This is a genomic window from Rickettsiales bacterium, from assembly GCA_035765535.1.
Taxonomy (GTDB): Bacteria; Pseudomonadota; Alphaproteobacteria; order Rickettsiales; family JABCZZ01; genus JABCZZ01.
In genome coordinates, this window is the sequence record DASTXE010000003.1 from 454079 (window position 1) to 471066 (window position 16988).

At 52.9% G+C, this 16988-nt stretch carries 18 protein-coding genes; 10 read left to right on the forward strand and 8 right to left on the reverse strand.

All coding sequences use genetic code 11. The annotated features are described in order from the left end of the window. Positions 1–22 precede the first annotated feature (22 nt). Both recJ and VFT64_05135 read right to left on the reverse strand, forming a co-directional pair. The gene (gene recJ, locus VFT64_05130; protein ID HEU5047211.1) at positions 23–1795 is read right to left on the reverse strand and encodes a single-stranded-DNA-specific exonuclease RecJ; all 1773 of its coding nucleotides are present in this window, start codon (positions 1793–1795) and stop codon (positions 23–25) included. Next, complete coding sequence (locus tag VFT64_05135) at positions 1792–2514, reverse strand: class I SAM-dependent methyltransferase (protein ID HEU5047212.1); 723 nt, start codon at positions 2512–2514, stop codon at positions 1792–1794. Before VFT64_05135 ends, recJ begins: the two co-directional genes overlap by 4 nt. A gap of 84 nt (positions 2515–2598) precedes the next feature. On the opposite strand from VFT64_05135, the gene VFT64_05140 reads away from it, so the two are divergent. The 7 genes from VFT64_05140 to VFT64_05170 all read left to right on the forward strand — a co-directional run bounded on the left by VFT64_05140 (position 2599) and on the right by VFT64_05170 (position 9375). Beyond that, positions 2599–3879, forward strand: coding sequence for a transcription antitermination factor NusB (locus tag VFT64_05140; protein ID HEU5047213.1), 1281 nt, complete (start codon positions 2599–2601; stop codon positions 3877–3879). Positions 3880–3936: 57 nt separating this feature from the next. After that, positions 3937–5391: a DNA repair protein RadA gene (radA, locus tag VFT64_05145; protein HEU5047214.1), complete on the forward strand. Its 1455-nt coding sequence runs from the start codon at positions 3937–3939 to the stop codon at positions 5389–5391. Beyond that, a complete protein-coding gene (locus VFT64_05150; GenBank protein ID HEU5047215.1) occupies positions 5388–6011 on the forward strand; it encodes a CvpA family protein in 624 nt (207 codons plus the stop codon). Before radA ends, VFT64_05150 begins: the two co-directional genes overlap by 4 nt. 24 nt (positions 6012–6035) lie before the next feature. Continuing rightward, positions 6036–7517 carry an amidophosphoribosyltransferase gene (gene purF, locus VFT64_05155; protein HEU5047216.1) on the forward strand — a complete coding sequence of 494 codons (1482 nt, stop codon included), beginning with the start codon at positions 6036–6038 and terminating at the stop codon, positions 7515–7517. Positions 7518–7520: 3 nt separating this feature from the next. Further along, positions 7521–8111, forward strand: coding sequence for a hypothetical protein (locus VFT64_05160; protein ID HEU5047217.1), 591 nt, complete (start codon positions 7521–7523; stop codon positions 8109–8111). 2 nt (positions 8112–8113) lie between these two features. After that, the gene (locus VFT64_05165) at positions 8114–8593 is read left to right on the forward strand and encodes a VOC family protein (protein HEU5047218.1); all 480 of its coding nucleotides are present in this window, start codon (positions 8114–8116) and stop codon (positions 8591–8593) included. A 71-nt stretch (positions 8594–8664) separates the two neighbouring features. Then, positions 8665–9375, forward strand: a complete 711-nt coding sequence (locus VFT64_05170) for an SDR family NAD(P)-dependent oxidoreductase (protein HEU5047219.1) — start codon at positions 8665–8667, stop codon at positions 9373–9375. A 10-nt stretch (positions 9376–9385) separates the two neighbouring features. Here the strand turns inward: VFT64_05170 and VFT64_05175 are convergent, their stop codons facing one another. The 4 genes from VFT64_05175 to VFT64_05190 are packed head-to-tail and all read right to left on the reverse strand — an operon-like array spanning position 9386 to position 12096. Beyond that, the gene (locus tag VFT64_05175; protein HEU5047220.1) at positions 9386–9691 is read right to left on the reverse strand and encodes a (2Fe-2S) ferredoxin domain-containing protein; all 306 of its coding nucleotides are present in this window, start codon (positions 9689–9691) and stop codon (positions 9386–9388) included. Positions 9692–9700: 9 nt separating this feature from the next. Beyond that, entirely contained in the window at positions 9701–10528 is an 828-nt protein-coding gene (locus VFT64_05180) for an outer membrane protein assembly factor BamD (protein HEU5047221.1), read from the reverse strand. 3 nt (positions 10529–10531) lie between these two features. Then, positions 10532–11317 (reverse strand): P-type conjugative transfer protein VirB9, encoded by a 786-nt coding sequence (gene virB9 / locus VFT64_05185; GenBank protein ID HEU5047222.1) that lies wholly within the window; start codon positions 11315–11317, stop codon positions 10532–10534. Next, positions 11314–12096: a VirB8/TrbF family protein gene (locus VFT64_05190; GenBank protein HEU5047223.1), complete on the reverse strand. Its 783-nt coding sequence runs from the start codon at positions 12094–12096 to the stop codon at positions 11314–11316. The genes virB9 and VFT64_05190 overlap by 4 nt, the downstream gene beginning before the upstream one ends. A gap of 315 nt (positions 12097–12411) precedes the next feature. On the opposite strand from VFT64_05190, the gene VFT64_05195 reads away from it, so the two are divergent. Both VFT64_05195 and VFT64_05200 read left to right on the forward strand, forming a co-directional pair. Then, positions 12412–12618 (forward strand): cold-shock protein, encoded by a 207-nt coding sequence (locus tag VFT64_05195; protein ID HEU5047224.1) that lies wholly within the window; start codon positions 12412–12414, stop codon positions 12616–12618. A gap of 191 nt (positions 12619–12809) precedes the next feature. Next, positions 12810–13403 carry a phosphatase PAP2 family protein gene (locus tag VFT64_05200; protein ID HEU5047225.1) on the forward strand — a complete coding sequence of 198 codons (594 nt, stop codon included), beginning with the start codon at positions 12810–12812 and terminating at the stop codon, positions 13401–13403. A 90-nt stretch (positions 13404–13493) separates the two neighbouring features. Here the strand turns inward: VFT64_05200 and VFT64_05205 are convergent, their stop codons facing one another. Then, the gene (locus tag VFT64_05205; protein HEU5047226.1) at positions 13494–13877 is read right to left on the reverse strand and encodes a hypothetical protein; all 384 of its coding nucleotides are present in this window, start codon (positions 13875–13877) and stop codon (positions 13494–13496) included. A 229-nt stretch (positions 13878–14106) separates the two neighbouring features. Continuing rightward, the gene (locus tag VFT64_05210) at positions 14107–14997 is read right to left on the reverse strand and encodes an ankyrin repeat domain-containing protein (GenBank protein ID HEU5047227.1); all 891 of its coding nucleotides are present in this window, start codon (positions 14995–14997) and stop codon (positions 14107–14109) included. Between the two features lie 32 nt (positions 14998–15029). On the opposite strand from VFT64_05210, the gene htpG reads away from it, so the two are divergent. Beyond that, positions 15030–16922, forward strand: a complete 1893-nt coding sequence (gene htpG / locus VFT64_05215; GenBank protein HEU5047228.1) for a molecular chaperone HtpG — start codon at positions 15030–15032, stop codon at positions 16920–16922. The last annotated feature ends 66 nt before the right edge of the window (positions 16923–16988 follow it).

Genomic DNA, 16988 nt, shown 5'->3' on the forward strand with positions numbered 1-16988 from the left:
CATTAATTATTTGCAATGTTGGTTAACAAGCGACGTCGTCGATATAGAAATCGACGCTTTGCCTTCCTTGCCAGAGATTGATTTTAACCTGCCCGGCAACATGCAGCGGCTTTCCGCGTGCATTCAGCAATGTCTGGCCGATGGGAGTATCGGCGCTTCTGAATGCCATGCATTTTAATCCTGAAGAAGTGGAGCCGGCTTCTGCATCCACTAATATTGCGCGCACATGCCCGTCGCCGATGATATCCACACGTACCGCCCTGACCTTTGGCAGCAGCAGGCGCACGGAATGGTTGCCCGCGCCGAATGGGCCGGCTCGCTCGATCATCTGTACGAGATCCGGCGTAATACCCTGCAGGCTCACATGCCCGTCATAATGCAGGATTTTCTCACGCGCCAATTCGGCCACTTTGGAAGCAAGTCTCTGATTAAAAAATTCGCGTAAGGCTTGAATACCATCTTCAGCAACGGAGAACCCCGCTGCCATCGCATGACCGCCCCCACCGAGCAGTAGCCCCGCCTGGTTTGCCGAAATGACGGCTGCGCCCAGATCGATTCCTGGAATAGAGCGCGCGGATGCCTTGCCGACGCCGTCTTTCAATGCAATGACCGCCGTGGGTTTGCCGAAATGTTCTTTCAGCCTGCCCGCCACAATGCCGATCACACCGGGATGCCAGCTCGCGCGCCCAACTACAATAACTGCATCTGATTCCGGCAAGGTGATCGCATCCTGCATCGCTTCTTCCTGCACGAGTGCTTCGATCGCTTTGCGCTCCGCATTGAATGCATCCAGTTCCGCCGCAATAGCGCGTGCTTCCAGAACATCATCGGTGGAGAGAAGTCGCACGCCAAGGTCCGGTTTGCCGACACGCCCTCCCGCATTGATGCGCGGGCCGATCACGAATCCGGCATGATAGGCAGTGGGAGCCTCGGTCAGTCGCCCAACATCCATCGCTGCATTGATGCCGGGGTTATTACGCCTGCTCATGATCTTTAGACCCTGCGTCACGAATGCACGGTTAGGACCGGTAAGCGGAACAACGTCGCAGATGGTGCCAAGCGCTACGATGTCCAGTAGCTGCATGAGATCGGGAAGAGGTAGCGTGCCCCCCATTTCCTTTAATACTTTATTCACCGCTACCAGCAGCAAAAATACTACGCCGCAGGCTGCAAGCTGTGTATGGGGACTGGTCTCGTCATAACGGTTCGGATTGACGAGAGCATAGCACTCCGGCATTTTCGCTTCGCCTTTGTGATGGTCGATAACAACGACATCCAGTCCTGCTTTTTTTGCCTCTGCCAGTGGCTCAAAAGAAAGCGTTCCGCAATCCACTGTAATAACAAGTCTTGCACCTTTTTCTTTTAAGGCCAGCAATGCTGCAGCATTAGGACCATAGCCCTCCTTAATACGGTCGGGGATATGCACGAGCGGCTCAATCCCGAGCATACGAAAATACCGCACCAGCAGTGCGCTGGAGGTAGCCCCGTCCACATCGTAATCGCCGAAGATAGCGATAGAGGAAGGCGATGCACTCGCCCCCTTAGATAATATTATCTCTTCCGCCACGCGCCGCGCGGCCTTGTCCATGTCTTTTAAATGAAACGGATCAGGCAGAAATGCACGCAGTGTTGGCTGCAGGAAGCCTTCGGCCTCATGCGGAGCAATGCCGCGGCTGGCAAGAATTCTTCCTACAATCTCCGGCAGGCCAAGCTGCTGCGAGATGGCCATTGCGGTGCGTGGATCGAAAGGGCGTTCGCGCCAGGTGCGCCCGGTGACGGATTGCAAATCGTTCATATGGGCTGTACCGCAGGAATATAAGTCATCTTAGGGGAACGCATCGCCTTCTGTATTGCCGGAGCATAAATTTGCTTTTCCGCTTCCATGATCAGCACGCCGCCGAATCCGGGAAAGAAATTCCTTCCCACTTGCTCGCAGAATCCGGCGCTGCGCAATATGTATTGCCGGTTGCTGGGCGGAAAGAACAAGGCAGAGCCGATACTGACCGGTGTAAAGGAATGCTTGGCGAATAGTTGGCGCAACTGCCAGTGTGTAAAAGGCTGGCCGTGGGCGAACGGGCTTTGCAGCGAACGCGCCCAGATACCGCGTCGGTTCGGAACGACGGCAAGCAGCCTGCCTGTGGGAGCCAGCACGCGCCAGATTTCCGCCATGAGTTGCTTGGTGTTTTCGCTGTTTTCCAGCGCATGGACGATCAACACGCGTTGAATGCTGTTATCAGGGAAAGGAAGCTCGGTTTCATCCGCCAGCAGCGAAAGATTGAGGTTATTCGGTGCCCAGTGGATTACGCCCTGACCGGCAGGCATGAGGGAGAAGGTGCAGCGGTTATTGGCGGTGAAATGCTGCAGATAGGGCAGGGTAAAGCCGATTCCCAGCACCGTACAATCTGTGGTATCCGACCAGAATTGTCTGATGCAGGTGCCGATATGCCGCCCTGTAATGCGGCCAAGCGCCGAATTGTAGAACTCCTTAAGGGCTATAACGTCCGGCCAGAACATAAAATAACGTTGCCTAATCCTACTGCTATAGTTATCCATCTACCTTACGGCAGCGAATTATACAATGTTATTATGAACAAGGCTATGTCTGCAAAAGAAAATTCAGCCCGCTTTTGTGCGGTTGAGCTGTTGTCCGAGATACTGGACCGCAAGCGCCCGTTTGATGAGGCTGTGGCACGCCATGCAGGGCTGCAGGTGCTTTCCGAGCGTGACCGTAATTTCGCGCGCCTGATGATAATGACCGTGCTGCGCCGCCTCGGGCAGATAGACGCGCTGCTGGCCGCAATGCTTGAAAAGCCGCTGCACGGCAAGGGCAACGAGGTGATGCACGCGCTGCGGCTGGGTGTCGCGCAGATTATCTGGCTCAAAACGCCCGTCCATGCAGCCGTGCATGCAATGGTGGATACGGTGGCTGAGTTTGGGCATGAGCGCATGAAAGGACTTGTGAACGTGGTTCTGAAGCGCGTGGCAGGCGAGGGTGAAAGCATCATTGCGCAGCAGGATGCGGCGCTTCTCAGCGTGCCGGAGTGGTTGTTTAACGCCTGGAGCCAGGCATATGGCGAGGAAGCGGCACACAAACTCGCCCTCCCGCTGGAATCCCCGCCGCCGCTCGATATCACCGTGAAGAAAGATGCCGAAATATGGGCAGAAAAATTGGGCGGTGTGGTACTACCCACAGGCTCCGTACGGCTCACACAGGCGGGCAGGGTAGATGTGCTTGCCGCATATGCGGACGGTGCATGGTGGGTGCAGGATGCCGCAGCTTCATTGCCCGCTAAGCTACTCGGGGATATGGCGGGAAAGAAGGTGCTGGATTTATGTGCGGCTCCCGGCGGTAAGACCGCGCAATTAGCCGCAGCAGGAGCACAAGTGCTGGCGGTAGACCAGTCGAAACGGCGGTTGCAGCTTTTGCAGGAAAACATGCAACGCCTTAAATTAGAAGTAGAAATAGCAGAGTCCGATATCTTGCGCTGGAAACCGCCTTTTACACCCGATGCCATTTTGCTGGACGCCCCTTGCTCGGCCACGGGCACATTACGCCGCCACCCGGAAGCGGCATGGCATAAAAAGCCTGAAGACGTAACCGAACTCATGGGCATTCAGCGCAAAATGCTGAACCGCGTTTCCGGCTGGCTCGGCAAAGGCGGAAGGCTTGTGTACTGCGTCTGCTCGCTGCAGCCCGAAGAGGGGGAGCGCCAGATCGAGCATTTCCTGTCCACGCATCCGGATTTTAGGCTGGTTCCGGCCACAGGCGTACCTGCAGAATGTGTGAATGAGCAGGGAATGGTACGTACTTTGCCGTCTTTCTGGGCAGACTCCGGCGGCATGGACGGATTTTTTGCCGCCCTGCTGGAGAAGATTTGATCAATCGCGTATAAAACTGTATAGTCTAGCGCAACACCCATATTGCATTGAAAATACATGGCCAAATCCTCTAGTCATTTCGTCTGCCAGTCCTGCGGGGCGTCTTATACCAAATGGGCGGGCAAATGCGAAGCGTGCGGCGAGTGGAACAGCATTGTTCAGGAACAGGCAGCGGAAATTACTCCCAAGGGGCTCGGTGTCGGCAAAGGCCGCAAAATCCAGTTTGAAAGCTTAGTCGGCAGTATGGAGCAGCCGCCGCGCATTGCCACGGGCATCGGTGAGATGGACAGGATGCTGGGCGGCGGACTCGTGGCCGGTTCCGCGATTTTGATCGGCGGTGACCCGGGCATCGGCAAATCCACTTTGTTGCTGCAGGCAGTAAGCGCTCTGGCGAAATCGGGCCGCAGGACGGCCTATATCTCCGGTGAGGAATCCATAGCGCAGGTGCGCCTGCGCGCTTCCCGGCTCGGCCTTCTGCAGCCAAATGTAGAACTTGCGGCGGCAACGAATGTGCGTGACATTATCAGCTCGCTCGACGGGCCGAACGCACCGGATGTGGCGGTGATCGACTCCATCCAGACCATGTTTCTGGATAACATTGAATCCGCACCGGGCACGGTGACGCAGGTGCGCGCGGCATCGCTTGAGCTTATCAAGCTCGCCAAACGCCGCGATATGGTGCTTTTCATCGTCGGCCATGTAACGAAGGACGGGCAAATCGCAGGGCCGCGCGTGCTGGAGCATATGGTGGATACGGTGCTGTATTTCGAGGGCGAGCGCGGCCATCAGTTCCGAATCCTGCGTGCGGTGAAGAACCGTTTCGGCGGCACGGACGAAATCGGCGTATTCGCGATGACGGATAAGGGGCTGGAAGAAGTCAGTAATCCTTCTGCTTTGTTCCTGTCCGAGCGGCAGGGGCAGGTGAGTGGAGCGGCGGTGCTTGCGGCTATGGAAGGCTCAAGACCGTTATTGGTGGAAATTCAGGCGCTGGTGGCGGCAAGCCCGCTGGCAACGCCAAGGCGTGCAGTGGTGGGATGGGATAGTGCTCGTCTCGCCATGATTCTGGCGGTGCTGGAAACGCGCTGCGGAGTGGTCATGCACGATAAGGAAGTATATCTTAACGTAGCAGGCGGTCTGAAAGTGAATGAACCGGCGGCGGATCTGGCGGTGGCGGCGGCGCTTTTATCGGCTTTGACGAATATTCCCGTGCCGGACGGGGCCGTTATTTTCGGCGAAATCGGTCTTTCCGGTGAAGTGCGCCAGGTCGGCCGCAGCGAAGCGCGCCTGAAAGAGTCGGAAAAACTAGGGTTTAAGACCTCCATTACCCCCGTGATCAAATCGGGAAAATTGGCTATTGGCAATGAGGGGTTGCATCATGTACAAGAGCTCCTGTCATTCTTCCGTCAATCTCGCCCGAATAGGGATAGATCGCAGACACGTATGCCGGAGCTGGCGGAAGCAGGAGACGAAACAGGCAACGGGGCGGCTGCCGCACGAAAGGGAAATGTATGACCGATGTGAACGTGCATTTGAGCATCAATACGTTTGATATAATTATTCTGGCAGTGGTTGGGCTTTCTGCCATTATTGCATTTTTCCGCGGATTCCTGAGGGAAATTCTGTCCTTCGGTGCCTGGGTCGGCGCGGCGGTGATTACGATCTATCTCTTCCCGCATTCGGACGAGATGATGCGCCACTATGTGAAGAATATCAAAGTAGCCGCTGGTGCCGGCGCGCTTATCACCTATTTCGTGGCCCTGATTTCGATTTCCATCGTCAACTCCATCATTTTACGTTATGCTAAAACCGGACTTGAAGTTGGCCTGCTGGACAATTTCTTAGGCCTGATGTTCGGCCTGTTGCGCGGCATCTTCATCGTTTCCTTCGCCTATATCGCAATTTCCGCCGTGACGCCCAAAGGGCCGGAAGAGCCGCAATGGCTGAAAACGTCGATCACAAAGCCTTTCCTGAAACAGGGAGCGGATATTTTAGTCAGTGCCGCGCCGGAATATATGATGGATATCGAACAGGCAATGAAAGCGCAGGCCGATCATGCCAATAATCCGCAAAATTATCCTGCGCCGGATACGAAGCATGATTTTCACCCGAATCTTAACAACGCGATCAGGTAGTAACGAGTAGCAACAGTAAGTAGTATGGACAACATCACAACGAATCCTTTTGATGACGACAGGCTGCATGAAGAGTGCGGTGTTTTCGGTATTTTCGGTAACTCTCCGGAAACCGTGCATGCGGCGGCACACACAGCGTTAGGGCTGCATGCGCTGCAGCACCGCGGGCAGGAAGCGGCAGGCATCGTCAGCTTCGACGGCAGGCAGTTCTTCACGCACCGGGCACTGGGTCTCATCAGCGATAACTTCAGCTCCGCCTCCACGATCGATAAGCTGAAAGGCCACATGGCCATTGGTCATACGCGTTACTCCACGACCGGGGAAACACTGTTGCGTAATGTGCAGCCGCTATTTGCGGAATTCAGCTTCGGCGGCCTTGCAATCGCGCATAACGGCAACCTGACGAATGCCACGCAGCTGCGCCGCAATCTGATCAAGCGCGGCAGCCTTTTCCAGGCAACGTCGGATACGGAAGTGATCATCCATCTGATGGCGCTTTCCACGGCGACCTCGATTGAAGACCGCCTGATCGACGCGCTCAAGCAGATTGAAGGCGCTTACTCTCTGGTCTGCCTGACGGACAAGGCAATCATGGGCGTGCGTGACCCTCTCGGCGTGCGTCCGCTGGTGCTCGGCAAGCTGGATAACGCTTACGTGCTGGCGTCTGAAACCTGTGCGCTGGACATTATCGGCGCGGAACTTGTACGTGACGTGGAGCCGGGTGAAATTATCATTATCAGCGGGGATGGCATTCACAGCTTGAAGCCGTTTACGCCGCATAAAGAGCGTTTCTGCATCTTTGAATATATCTACTTCGCAAGACCGGACAGCTATCTCAACAATCGCAACGTTTATGAAGTCCGCAAGCATATCGGCGCGGAACTGGCGCGCGAACTGCCGGTGGAGGCTGACCTTGTCGTGCCCGTGCCGGATTCCGGCGTGCCAGCGAGCATCGGTTATGCGGCTGCTTCCGGTATTCCTTTTGAACTGGGCATTATCCGCAACCATTATGTCGGCCGTACGTTCATTGAGCCGACAGACCATGTGCGTCACTTAGGCGTAAAGCTCAAACACAACGCCAATCAGGCCATGATCAAGGGCAAACGTGTCGTGCTTGTCGATGACAGCATCGTGCGCGGCACCACGTCCCGCAAGATCGTCAGCATGGTGCGTGACGCCGGGGCAACGGAAGTGCATATGCGTATTGCGAGCCCGCCGACCACGCATTCCTGCTATTACGGTGTGGATACGCCGGAACGTTCGCAACTGCTTGCCGCCCAGCATAATGTAGAAGAGATGTGCAAGCTGATCGGGGCGGATAGTCTTGCCTTTATCTCGCTCGATGGCTTATACCGTGCCATGGGCGAAGCCAAGCGCGATAGCGGCGCACCGCAATTCTGTGATGCCTGTTTCACTGGCGATTATCCGATCGAACTCACGGATTACAAGAACAGCCTCGGCCAGAACCATAACGGCGACCTGTTCGGCGGGTTCTCGGAGATATAAGCAGTGGCAGCTGAGCAGGGCGATACGGCTGCCAGTCGCTTAAAAAAAGCGCGGCCTTTGTTATTCTTAGCCGTAGTATTTGCCTTTGCAGGCGGAACCAAAACATTTTATGGAATGGAAACATTGTTGATTGTCGGAGCGGCTTCCACAGTGTTTTGCATATTGTCCTCATACCTCATACGGTGTATATTTTCAGACAAAGCTGCGGTGACAGCTATGCCTGATGGCATAACAGAGAAAACAGAAACAAATCGTGAGGCTTTATCTAAACTAATATACCCCATTGGCAGTGCGATTATAGTCATCATGCTATTGAATCGTGTTATGGATCGCTCCACGCCCCAAATAATGATATTGCCTATTGCCGATAAAAATATGCATACGGATAAATGGGGTGATACCAGTTACAGTTTCAATGTGGTTGTTCCATTTTCTTCACCGCTGCCATTTTATATAAGCAATCAAGAGCCGTTTCGAGTTAATCGCACGATATATGAAACTATCAGACTCAATCACAGCCAGGTGATATTAAGAACACACGCAGGCTGGCTGGGTTTTCCTTGGTATGAGCTAAATTATAGAATAGTGAATTAACTATGCGAGAAACGGCAAGTAACATAACAACAGCGATCGATCATGTGAATATCGTAGTCGGCGATATAGAAGCAATGGCTGCGTTTTACCGGGATGTCATCGGGCTTGAATTGTACAAGGACGCCTTCATCGAGGGAGACTGGGTGGATGACGTTGTCGGGCTGCAGCAGGTAAGGGCAAAAGTTGTATTCCTGCGCGGGTTTACGGGTAGCAATCTGGAACTGATCCAGTATCTGAACCCGGTAGGCGAAACACCGCAGAATATAGGCATCTCCAATAGCCGTGGCATCCGCCATATCGCATTTCGCGTCGCGGATGTGAGTGCAATGGTAGAGCGCTGTAAGGAAAAGGGAATAAAGACCAGTCCCGTACACGATGTGCCTATTGCACAAGTGAAGTTCGATAGCAGCGCAAAGCGCAAACGGATATGCTATCTCCATGATCCTGAAGGGAATTTGCTGGAATTCTGCGCCTATGAATAACTTACGGTTGCCGGGACGGATATTTTAACTAATATCGGCCCAAATTTATTAATCTGATTGGTTCACAGCTCATGGAAAAGCATCTTGAAGGTAAAATCGCCCTGGTCACAGGGGCTTCGCGCGGGATTGGCGCGGCAGTGGCCAAGCGGCTTGCGGCGGAAGGCGCGCATGTTATTCTGGCGGCGCGTACCGTCGGCGGGCTGGAAGCCGTGGACGATGCGATTACCAAAGCGGGCGGAAAAGCCACGCTCGTGCCGCTGGATCTGGCGGAACATGACAAGATAGACCATCTCGGTGTGGCGATTGCAGAACGTTTCGGCAAGCTCGATATTCTTGTGGGTAATGCGGGAACGCTGGGTGAGCTAACTCCGTTAACCCATGCCGAAGCTTCCATGTGGGATAGGGTGATCGCTGTGAATCTGACCGCAAACTGGCGGCTTATACGTATTTGCGATCCATTACTGCGCCGCTCTGAAGCCGGGCGGGCGATATTTGTCACCAGCGGCACAACGCAACGCCCCAAAGCATCTGCTTACTGGGGGCCTTATGCGGTCAGCAAGGCGGGGCTGGAGACACTGGTGGAAACCTATGCAGCCGAAGTGACGCAGACCAATGTGAAAGTGAATCTGGTCGATCCAGGCGTAGTGCGCACTAAGATGCGCGCGCATGCAATGCCGGGTGAAGACCCGATGACGTTGCCGGAACCGGATGCAGTGACGGATATTTTCGTAAAACTGGCATCGCCTGAATGCAAAGAAAGCGGTGAACGCTTCGCGGCTTAAATACAGCGAGTTATATCGCTAATCTTTCGACGACCCTGCCGTTTTGCAGATGCTCGCGGATAACCTCGTCGATATCTTCCTTCGTCTTGCAGCTATACCAGACGCCTTCCGGATAGATCACCATGCAGGGGCCAAGTTCGCAGCGGTCCAGGCAGCCTGCATTATTGACGCGCGTCTGCTCAATGCCCAGCTCTTTCACACGCGCTTTCATATAGTCACGCAAAGCTTCCGCATCTTTCTCAGCGCAGCATCCGCGCGTATGGCCGGGAACACGGCGATTCGTGCAGCAGAAAATATGATGATTGAAAAACGACATCGCCGATGCCTATTCCGAGCCGCTGAACGGCAGGTGCAGGATCTTATCTACCAGGCCTTTGCCTTCTGCTTCATGTGGCAGCGGTTTATCGCTCATGACAGCGTAGCTGTCTTTATACCATGCACTGCCGGGATAATTATAACCGAGCACGGCCGCATAGCGGTTTGCCTGGTCTTTCACGCCGAGTTTCAGGTAACATTCCACCAGCCTGTGCAATGCTTCAGGAGTGTGACTTGTGGTCTGGTATTTTTCGACAACAATGCGGAAACGGTTGATCGCAGCAAGATATTCCTGATGCTGTTCATAATAACGCCCGATTTCCATTTCCTTGCCTGCAAGGTGGTCCTTCACAAGGTCAAGCTTGATACGGGCATCGCGCGCATACTCACTGTCAGGGAAACGTTTGACGACTTCGGTCAGAGCCTGTTGTGCATCAGCGGTAACGCTCTGGTCGCGGCCTACATCCGTAATCTGCACATAGAAGCACATGGCTTTCAGATAGAAAGCATAAGGCGTTTCGGCATTATCAGGGTGTTGTTTAACGAAACGGTCCAGATCCGTGATTGCGCTGTCATACTGCTGGCTGCGGTAAGCAGCATAGGACGCCATGATTTCAGCCCGCAAAGCCCAAGGGGAATAGCTGTGCTGACGCTCCAGTTCTTCAAATGTCTTGATGGCTTCCTTGTAGTCATGTTCCTGAAGCTGATCCATCGCCTCATTGTACAGCTTCTGGACAGACTCAGGCGGCTTTTCCTTGTCTTCCTCTTTCTTGCTGCCGCACGCTGAAAGCACGAGCAGGGCGGCCATCGCCAGGAGAATAGGATTGCCTGATTTCATTTGCTAGAACCAGGAACTGCTTTGGGATTTCTGCGGCGCCCTGCCATCTTTCATCGCTTCATTGAACACGCAGACAACGCTCTTTCCATGGCGGAGCGTATAACGTGCTGTGACACGTTCGATCACAATGTAAGGTCCGCGGGCACGGTAGTTAATGACCGATTCATTGCCTTCCTTATCCACCATGAAGAAAGCGGGAACTTCCGCGTTCACATCGTGGAACTGGAAGTAGGTGAATTCACCGTCATCGAAAATACGGATCGGGGTGATATCGTCAGAGCCGCTGACCGTATAACGGAAATTGTATTTGTTAAGGTCATCCTGCTCCAGGTCGGGCACATGGTCTATCGCGCTGTGCAGGGTTTCCATTGCGGATTCATCGTTCGGATAGATGATGCGCAGTTCGAAAATCAGGTTCTTATCTTCGATGCTTTTAACGTCACCCGCATGCAGCTCGAAGAAATAGGTGTGCTTGTTGGTGATGACAGTCATGTTCGTGGTGGCGTCCTGCTCGATCGGCTTGATGAACAGGCGATTGCCGACGGGATTGATCTGCCATGCTACGGAGTCGCCCAGCGAGATGGTTTTAATCTGCTCTTCCGCAGCGAATTCGATATTGGACTGATAGCGATAATACCCCGAAAAACGGATTACCTCGTTCGGGCTGTACATGACGGTTTTGATGCGCGCGTCAGTCGCCAGCGGAGAGGGCTTAATGAGGGCATAGGATGGTACGCTAAGCATCGTGGAAATCGCCAGCATTCCGAGGAAAAGGTTCTTTTTAATCATTCCAGCAGCTCTTTTAATTGATAATCCGACACAATGAAGCTCATTGGAGTAACATCCTGCTCTTCACCGCTACCCTTGAGAGCTTTTCCCGTCAAGCCAAAAAACGATGCCATTGCATTTTTAGTGCGCAATGCCTGACTGACTTTAAAGCCTTTATATTGATAGGTGATATCGGCTTCCCATTTCGTATGCCGTACTTCTTTGCCGTTAACGGTGGAAACAACGAGAGCATCAAACACGATACGCGCATGAGATGGTTGCGGTCCCTGGTCATAGGCGATGGATTGAATCTGAACCGTGCGCTTTGCAAGGTCGGCATACTGACGGTAATAGCTGAGTGGATTGGAGGCGGATACCGAGTAGCTGTATTCTTTAAATACGGCCGGTGTGCTTTCACTCCAGATGTTGCGATAACGCAACTCATATTGCTTCAAGTCATAAGATTCCCGATTGGCGACATAGGAACTCAGCATGTATTTCATTACGACGGCATTGCGATCTTCAGTGCTGGAACTTGCAAGGCGTTTGATGTTGGCAATGTTATTGAACACGTCCTGCGAGTATAGAGGGAAGGGAACGCGTGGTGAGAGCGGAAAAATACCGGTGAAAGCGAAGAAAGCAAAATACAGGTTCAGCACCGCCAGAACCAGTATGATAACGTAGAAACTCCGCTGGCCGATGGGAGAGTGAAAAAGTTCTGAATACCAGCCACGTGCGGCGGCATAATAAGTGCCGTCTTCAATGCTCTGTGTCAGTTGATCCTGTGTCTCATTTTCCATCCCCTCTAAATTAGAGAATATTTTTCGTTAAATCAATCACTATAAAAAGATGATAAAGCTTTGTTGGAAAAGGCGCTTGTGTGCGTTGTGGTTTAAAAAGAGACACGCAAAAATCACTTTCTTTTGTTTGCTTTTTGATATATCCATTTTAGGCTGCCTGAAGAGTTATATGCGAATCAGGCGGTCGGATTGAATAATTTGCTGGCATTGACTGCTTGTGGATACGGGTGCTGAAGGAGACCTTCAGTGTGTTATCTCTGTAAGTGAAGCCTCGTCTTATTTGTTCTGAATCGTTTAATTATAAGAGGTTTTATTATGGCTACTGGTACGGTTAAGTGGTTCAATACCATTAAAGGGTATGGTTTTATTCAGCCTGAAGATGGTTCAAAAGACGTGTTCGTTCATATTTCGGCTGTGCAGAAAGCAGGGCTTCGCACGCTTCTGGAAGGCCAGAAGGTCGACTTCGAAATCGCTCAGGAAAAAGGCAAGTCTTCGGCTGTCAATCTGAAGGTTGCTGCTTAATAGGTCTGTAGAGATTTAGGAAGAGGGGCGCCGTGATTCGGTGCCTCTTTTTTTGTTCCCGGATTTGAAGATTGGCAAAATGACTGTGCCCATTATGCAGTGGACGGCAGCATAGAATCCGGTATACCAACGTACAAATTACGAATGCCAAATTGAGAATCTGTTAGAGACGTTACCTGATGAATGCAACCATGATAACCGATATCGGCGACAGCGCAGTGCTGGGGGGAATTGCCCTGGCGGGCGCTGCCTATCTTGCATGGGCGGGATGCCGTAAAGGCGCAGCGGCTATGGCGGCTTCTTTTCTGGGAGCGGGCATATTCATCGGCCTGCTGAAGCTGCTTTTCATTGGCTGTGACGGTTACTGGCGCAACTACAATATCACTTCACCCAGCGGCCATGCGGCGCTTTCGATGGCGGTGCTGGGAACATTCGGCCTGCTGGTCGGCAGCCAGTGGCGTGGCATCTGGCGGCACTTACCCTTCCTGGGCGGAATAGCGCTTGCGATTGCCATCGCGGCCACGCGCGTGGAGCTCGGCGCGCACACTGTTACGGAAGTAATTGTCGGCATTGCGGTGGGAAGTATGGTATTAGCCTGCATCCATGCTTTTGTAACGCGCAGTGCGATACCCCGGTTCAATTCGGCAGCATTGATCCTGACCATTATGGCGGCCGCAGTCGTGCTGCATGGTTTCCGCATGCCTGCGGAAATTCTGCTGCGCTTTATCGCGGAGCACATCAAGACTTACGTCTCCATGTGCGGAAACGCGAAGATTAAGCAGTAATATATTTTTGAGATTGAAAAGTGAAAACGCTCCTCCCGGCGGCCGGTCTCTGTTGTGATTGAGACCGAACCGCCGGAGAGGATCACCGCGTCAGTGTACTGCGGTGATGGTGCCATTCTTGATGGTCACGCTGACCTCGTGTTGCACTTCTCCCTTCAGGCGTGTGAAGATGGAAGGCGATGCTGTCTGCAGTCGAGCGTTGTAGGCCCCCAGCGTCACATTGACTGTTTGGTCGGAATCGTGTGCTGCCAGGACCCGAACGGTTACACCCTCCCGATCCTTAGTGTCAGGTCCGAAGCTCTTCACACTCTTCGGTACCGAGAGTTGCGGACCGTCAACGTGTTTGGTGCTGGTGCTTCGAGGAGCTGCACTGGTGGTGGTGCTGGTGATGTCTCCTGCTGCGCAGCCGGAGAGAAACAGCGCAAGTAGCGCGCCCACAAGGAGCATGCAGCCCCTGCGAATACTGGATGCCATAATGGCTCCCGATATCTGACCGACGCGTGAGCGCCGGCTGACTTTTTCTCTTACGAGGAGGCATCCCACATGGAGTGTGGGAACACCTTTATTCCGAGGATTGCACGACAAAGTTCGCCGAGAATCCAGAAAGTTGGCAAAAGGTTAACATGTGGTGCAAAACGGCACAACGCTGTCATAAAAAATTCACAAACAGACACCTTGCCTGTTAAGGGATTTTATTTATTGGCTAATTCACCGCATCGGAAAGGGCTTTGCAGCGTGTATCCGCGTCTTCCTGCGTGCCGATCCCGAGCTTTTCACGGTTGCGGTTGGAAACCATATCGTTCAGCGTGCTGTATATACTCTTTGAAGAAGTATCCGCGATATGCTGGAGGCTTTCAGAAGGTGTGGTGGGATAATATTGCTGGACCTGTGCAATCAGGTCGGAAATCTCCGTGCGGATGGCGGTAATCTTAGCCTGATTTTCCTGGTCTTTCTCGGGTTGCTGGCGTGAGCCGACAATGAAGTTCCAATATTGGTAAGCGCAGCTGTCAAAGGCATACTGGCGGATAATCTTCTTAAAGCGCTCGGGGCTGCGAAGAGCCTGCGCCGCTCTTGCTTCCTGGTCCAGCTTGTCCTGGATCAGCTTGACGATGTCCGGATTATTATTGCTCTTGGCAATTTCGATCAATGTTCTGCCATTGGCCGACTTAACATGAAAGTCTGCATTCTTCGCCAGCAGTTCGGCAACCACCTGGGTTTCATTGTTCAGCGTGGCATTGATGAGGGGATAGACATTGGCCTTGTCAAAAACATTGGGATTGGCGCCTTTTTCCAGCAGCGCCTCTACGATAGGCGCGGCTTCGGCGTCATTGCGGCCGATGGCTACCGTCAGCGCATATTCCCCGGTCGTGCTAAGAGAGTTGGGATTGGCGCCTTTATCCAGCAATATTTTGACATCGTCACTGCTGCCGAAATTGATACGGTAAATGAGCTCGTCGTTGAGGGAATAGCCTGCGGCATGCGCCTGCGCAAAGCCGGATATGGTAAGCATTGTGGCGGCCAGCAGGAATGTCTGCGCGCGTAAGTAGAGCCCGCCGGACTTAGAAGAGCGTTTGCCCCTCTTGAAATTACGCATAAACCGCTCCATATAGTTGCACACGACGCAGCATGATACAGAGGAAACCTATGACAGACAAGCACACATTCAGCGCAGAGATCAGCAAATTGCTGAAACTTATGATCCATTCTCTCTACACCAACCGCGACATCTTTTTACGCGAGTTGATTTCCAACGCTTCCGACGCGTGCGACAAATTGCGCTACGAAGCCGTGACGAAGCCGGAACTGCTGGCAGAGGATGCAACACTGAAAATAACAATCTCCGCGGATAAGAACGCGAAGACCATCACCATTGCCGATAACGGCATCGGCATGAGCCGTGATGAACTGATCGCAAATCTCGGCACGATTGCGAAATCTGGCACACAGGAATTCCTGAACCGCATGACGGGTGATGCCAAAAAGGATATACCGCTGATCGGACAGTTCGGTGTTGGTTTTTATTCCGCTTTTGTAGTGGCGGATAAGGTGCGTGTGGAAAGCCGCCGGGCAGGGGAAGAAAAGGGCCACTTCTGGGAATCGGATGCGGGCAGTGAATTCATGATCGGTGAAGTGGAAAATCTGACACGCGGCACGAAGATCACACTCTATATTAAGGAAGGCGCGGAAGAGTATCTGGACAAATTCCGGCTGCGCCATATCGCGCAAACCTACTCGGACCATATTTCCTTCCCGATTGAATATATCGACGAAGCCGGAGTGGTGGAAACCATCAATAAAGGCTCGGCATTATGGATGCGCCCGAAATCTGAGGTGACGGAAGAACAGTATAAGGAATTCTATCACCATATCGCCCATGCACCGGATACACCCTGGATGATGCTGCATAATAAAGTAGAAGGCAAGGTGGAATATACCAACCTGCTGTTCATTCCGTCCATGCCGCCCTTCGATCTCTTCCACCCCGACCGTAAGCGCCGCGTGAAGCTGTATGTGAAGCGCGTATTCATTACGGACGAAGGAACGGATATCATTCCGCATTACCTGCGTTTCCTGCGCGGTGTGGTCGATTCCGAAGACCTTCCGCTCAATATCAGCCGTGAAACGCTGCAGATGAATCCGGTACTGGATAAAATCCGCGACTCAGTGGTCAAGCGCACGTTATCCGACCTCGCAAAGCAGGCGGAAAAAGATCCGGAAGGTTATACGACATTCTGGAAGAATTTCGGTGCGGTACTGAAAGAAGGACTGTGTGAAGCAACATCACCCAAAGAGCAGATACTGACCGCTTGCCGGTTCTACAGCACTCATGGCGATGGGTTGGTCAGCCTCGACGAATATATCGCACGCATGAAATCGGCGCAGGAACATATTTTCTATCTGACCGGCGATAATCTGGAAGCGATGAAGAAAAGCCCGCAGCTTGAAGGCTTCAAGAAGCGCGGTGTGGAAGTGCTGCTGCTGGCCGATCATGTGGATGATTTCTGGGTGAATGTGGTGCCGGACTTCAAAGGCAAGCCGCTGATGTCCGTTACGCGCAGCAACGAAGAGCTGGATAAGATTGAAGGCGAAGCTGCGCCGGAAGAAAAAAGCCAGAATGAAGCGCAGAAGGCAGATATGGCACCGCTGATCGAAGTACTGAAAACAGTGTACGGCGAAGAAGTGAAGAATGTGCGCGTCACGCACAAGCTTGATGAAAGCGCCGTCTGTCTTGCAGTCGATCAGGGAGCGATGGATATTCGTCTGGAGCGTTTCCTGCGTGAGCAGAAACAGCTTTCCACCACCTATTCCAAGATACTGGAGATCAATCCTGAGCATGAGGTGATTCGCCATCTGGCAGAGAAAGTGGCAGCAGGCGCAACGGCAGAAGATGCCAACTTACGGGATATTGCTTTCGTGCTGCTGGATCAGGCTAAGATCGCGCAAGGAGAGGAGATCGCCGATCCGGCTTCCTTCGCGCTGCGCATCAACCGCTTTCTTGCCCGGAGCTTCGCCGCCTGAAACACTTTTGCTGTGTTTATAAATAGGCAATAGGCCCAGCGCTTGACATATGTTTCATTAAATATA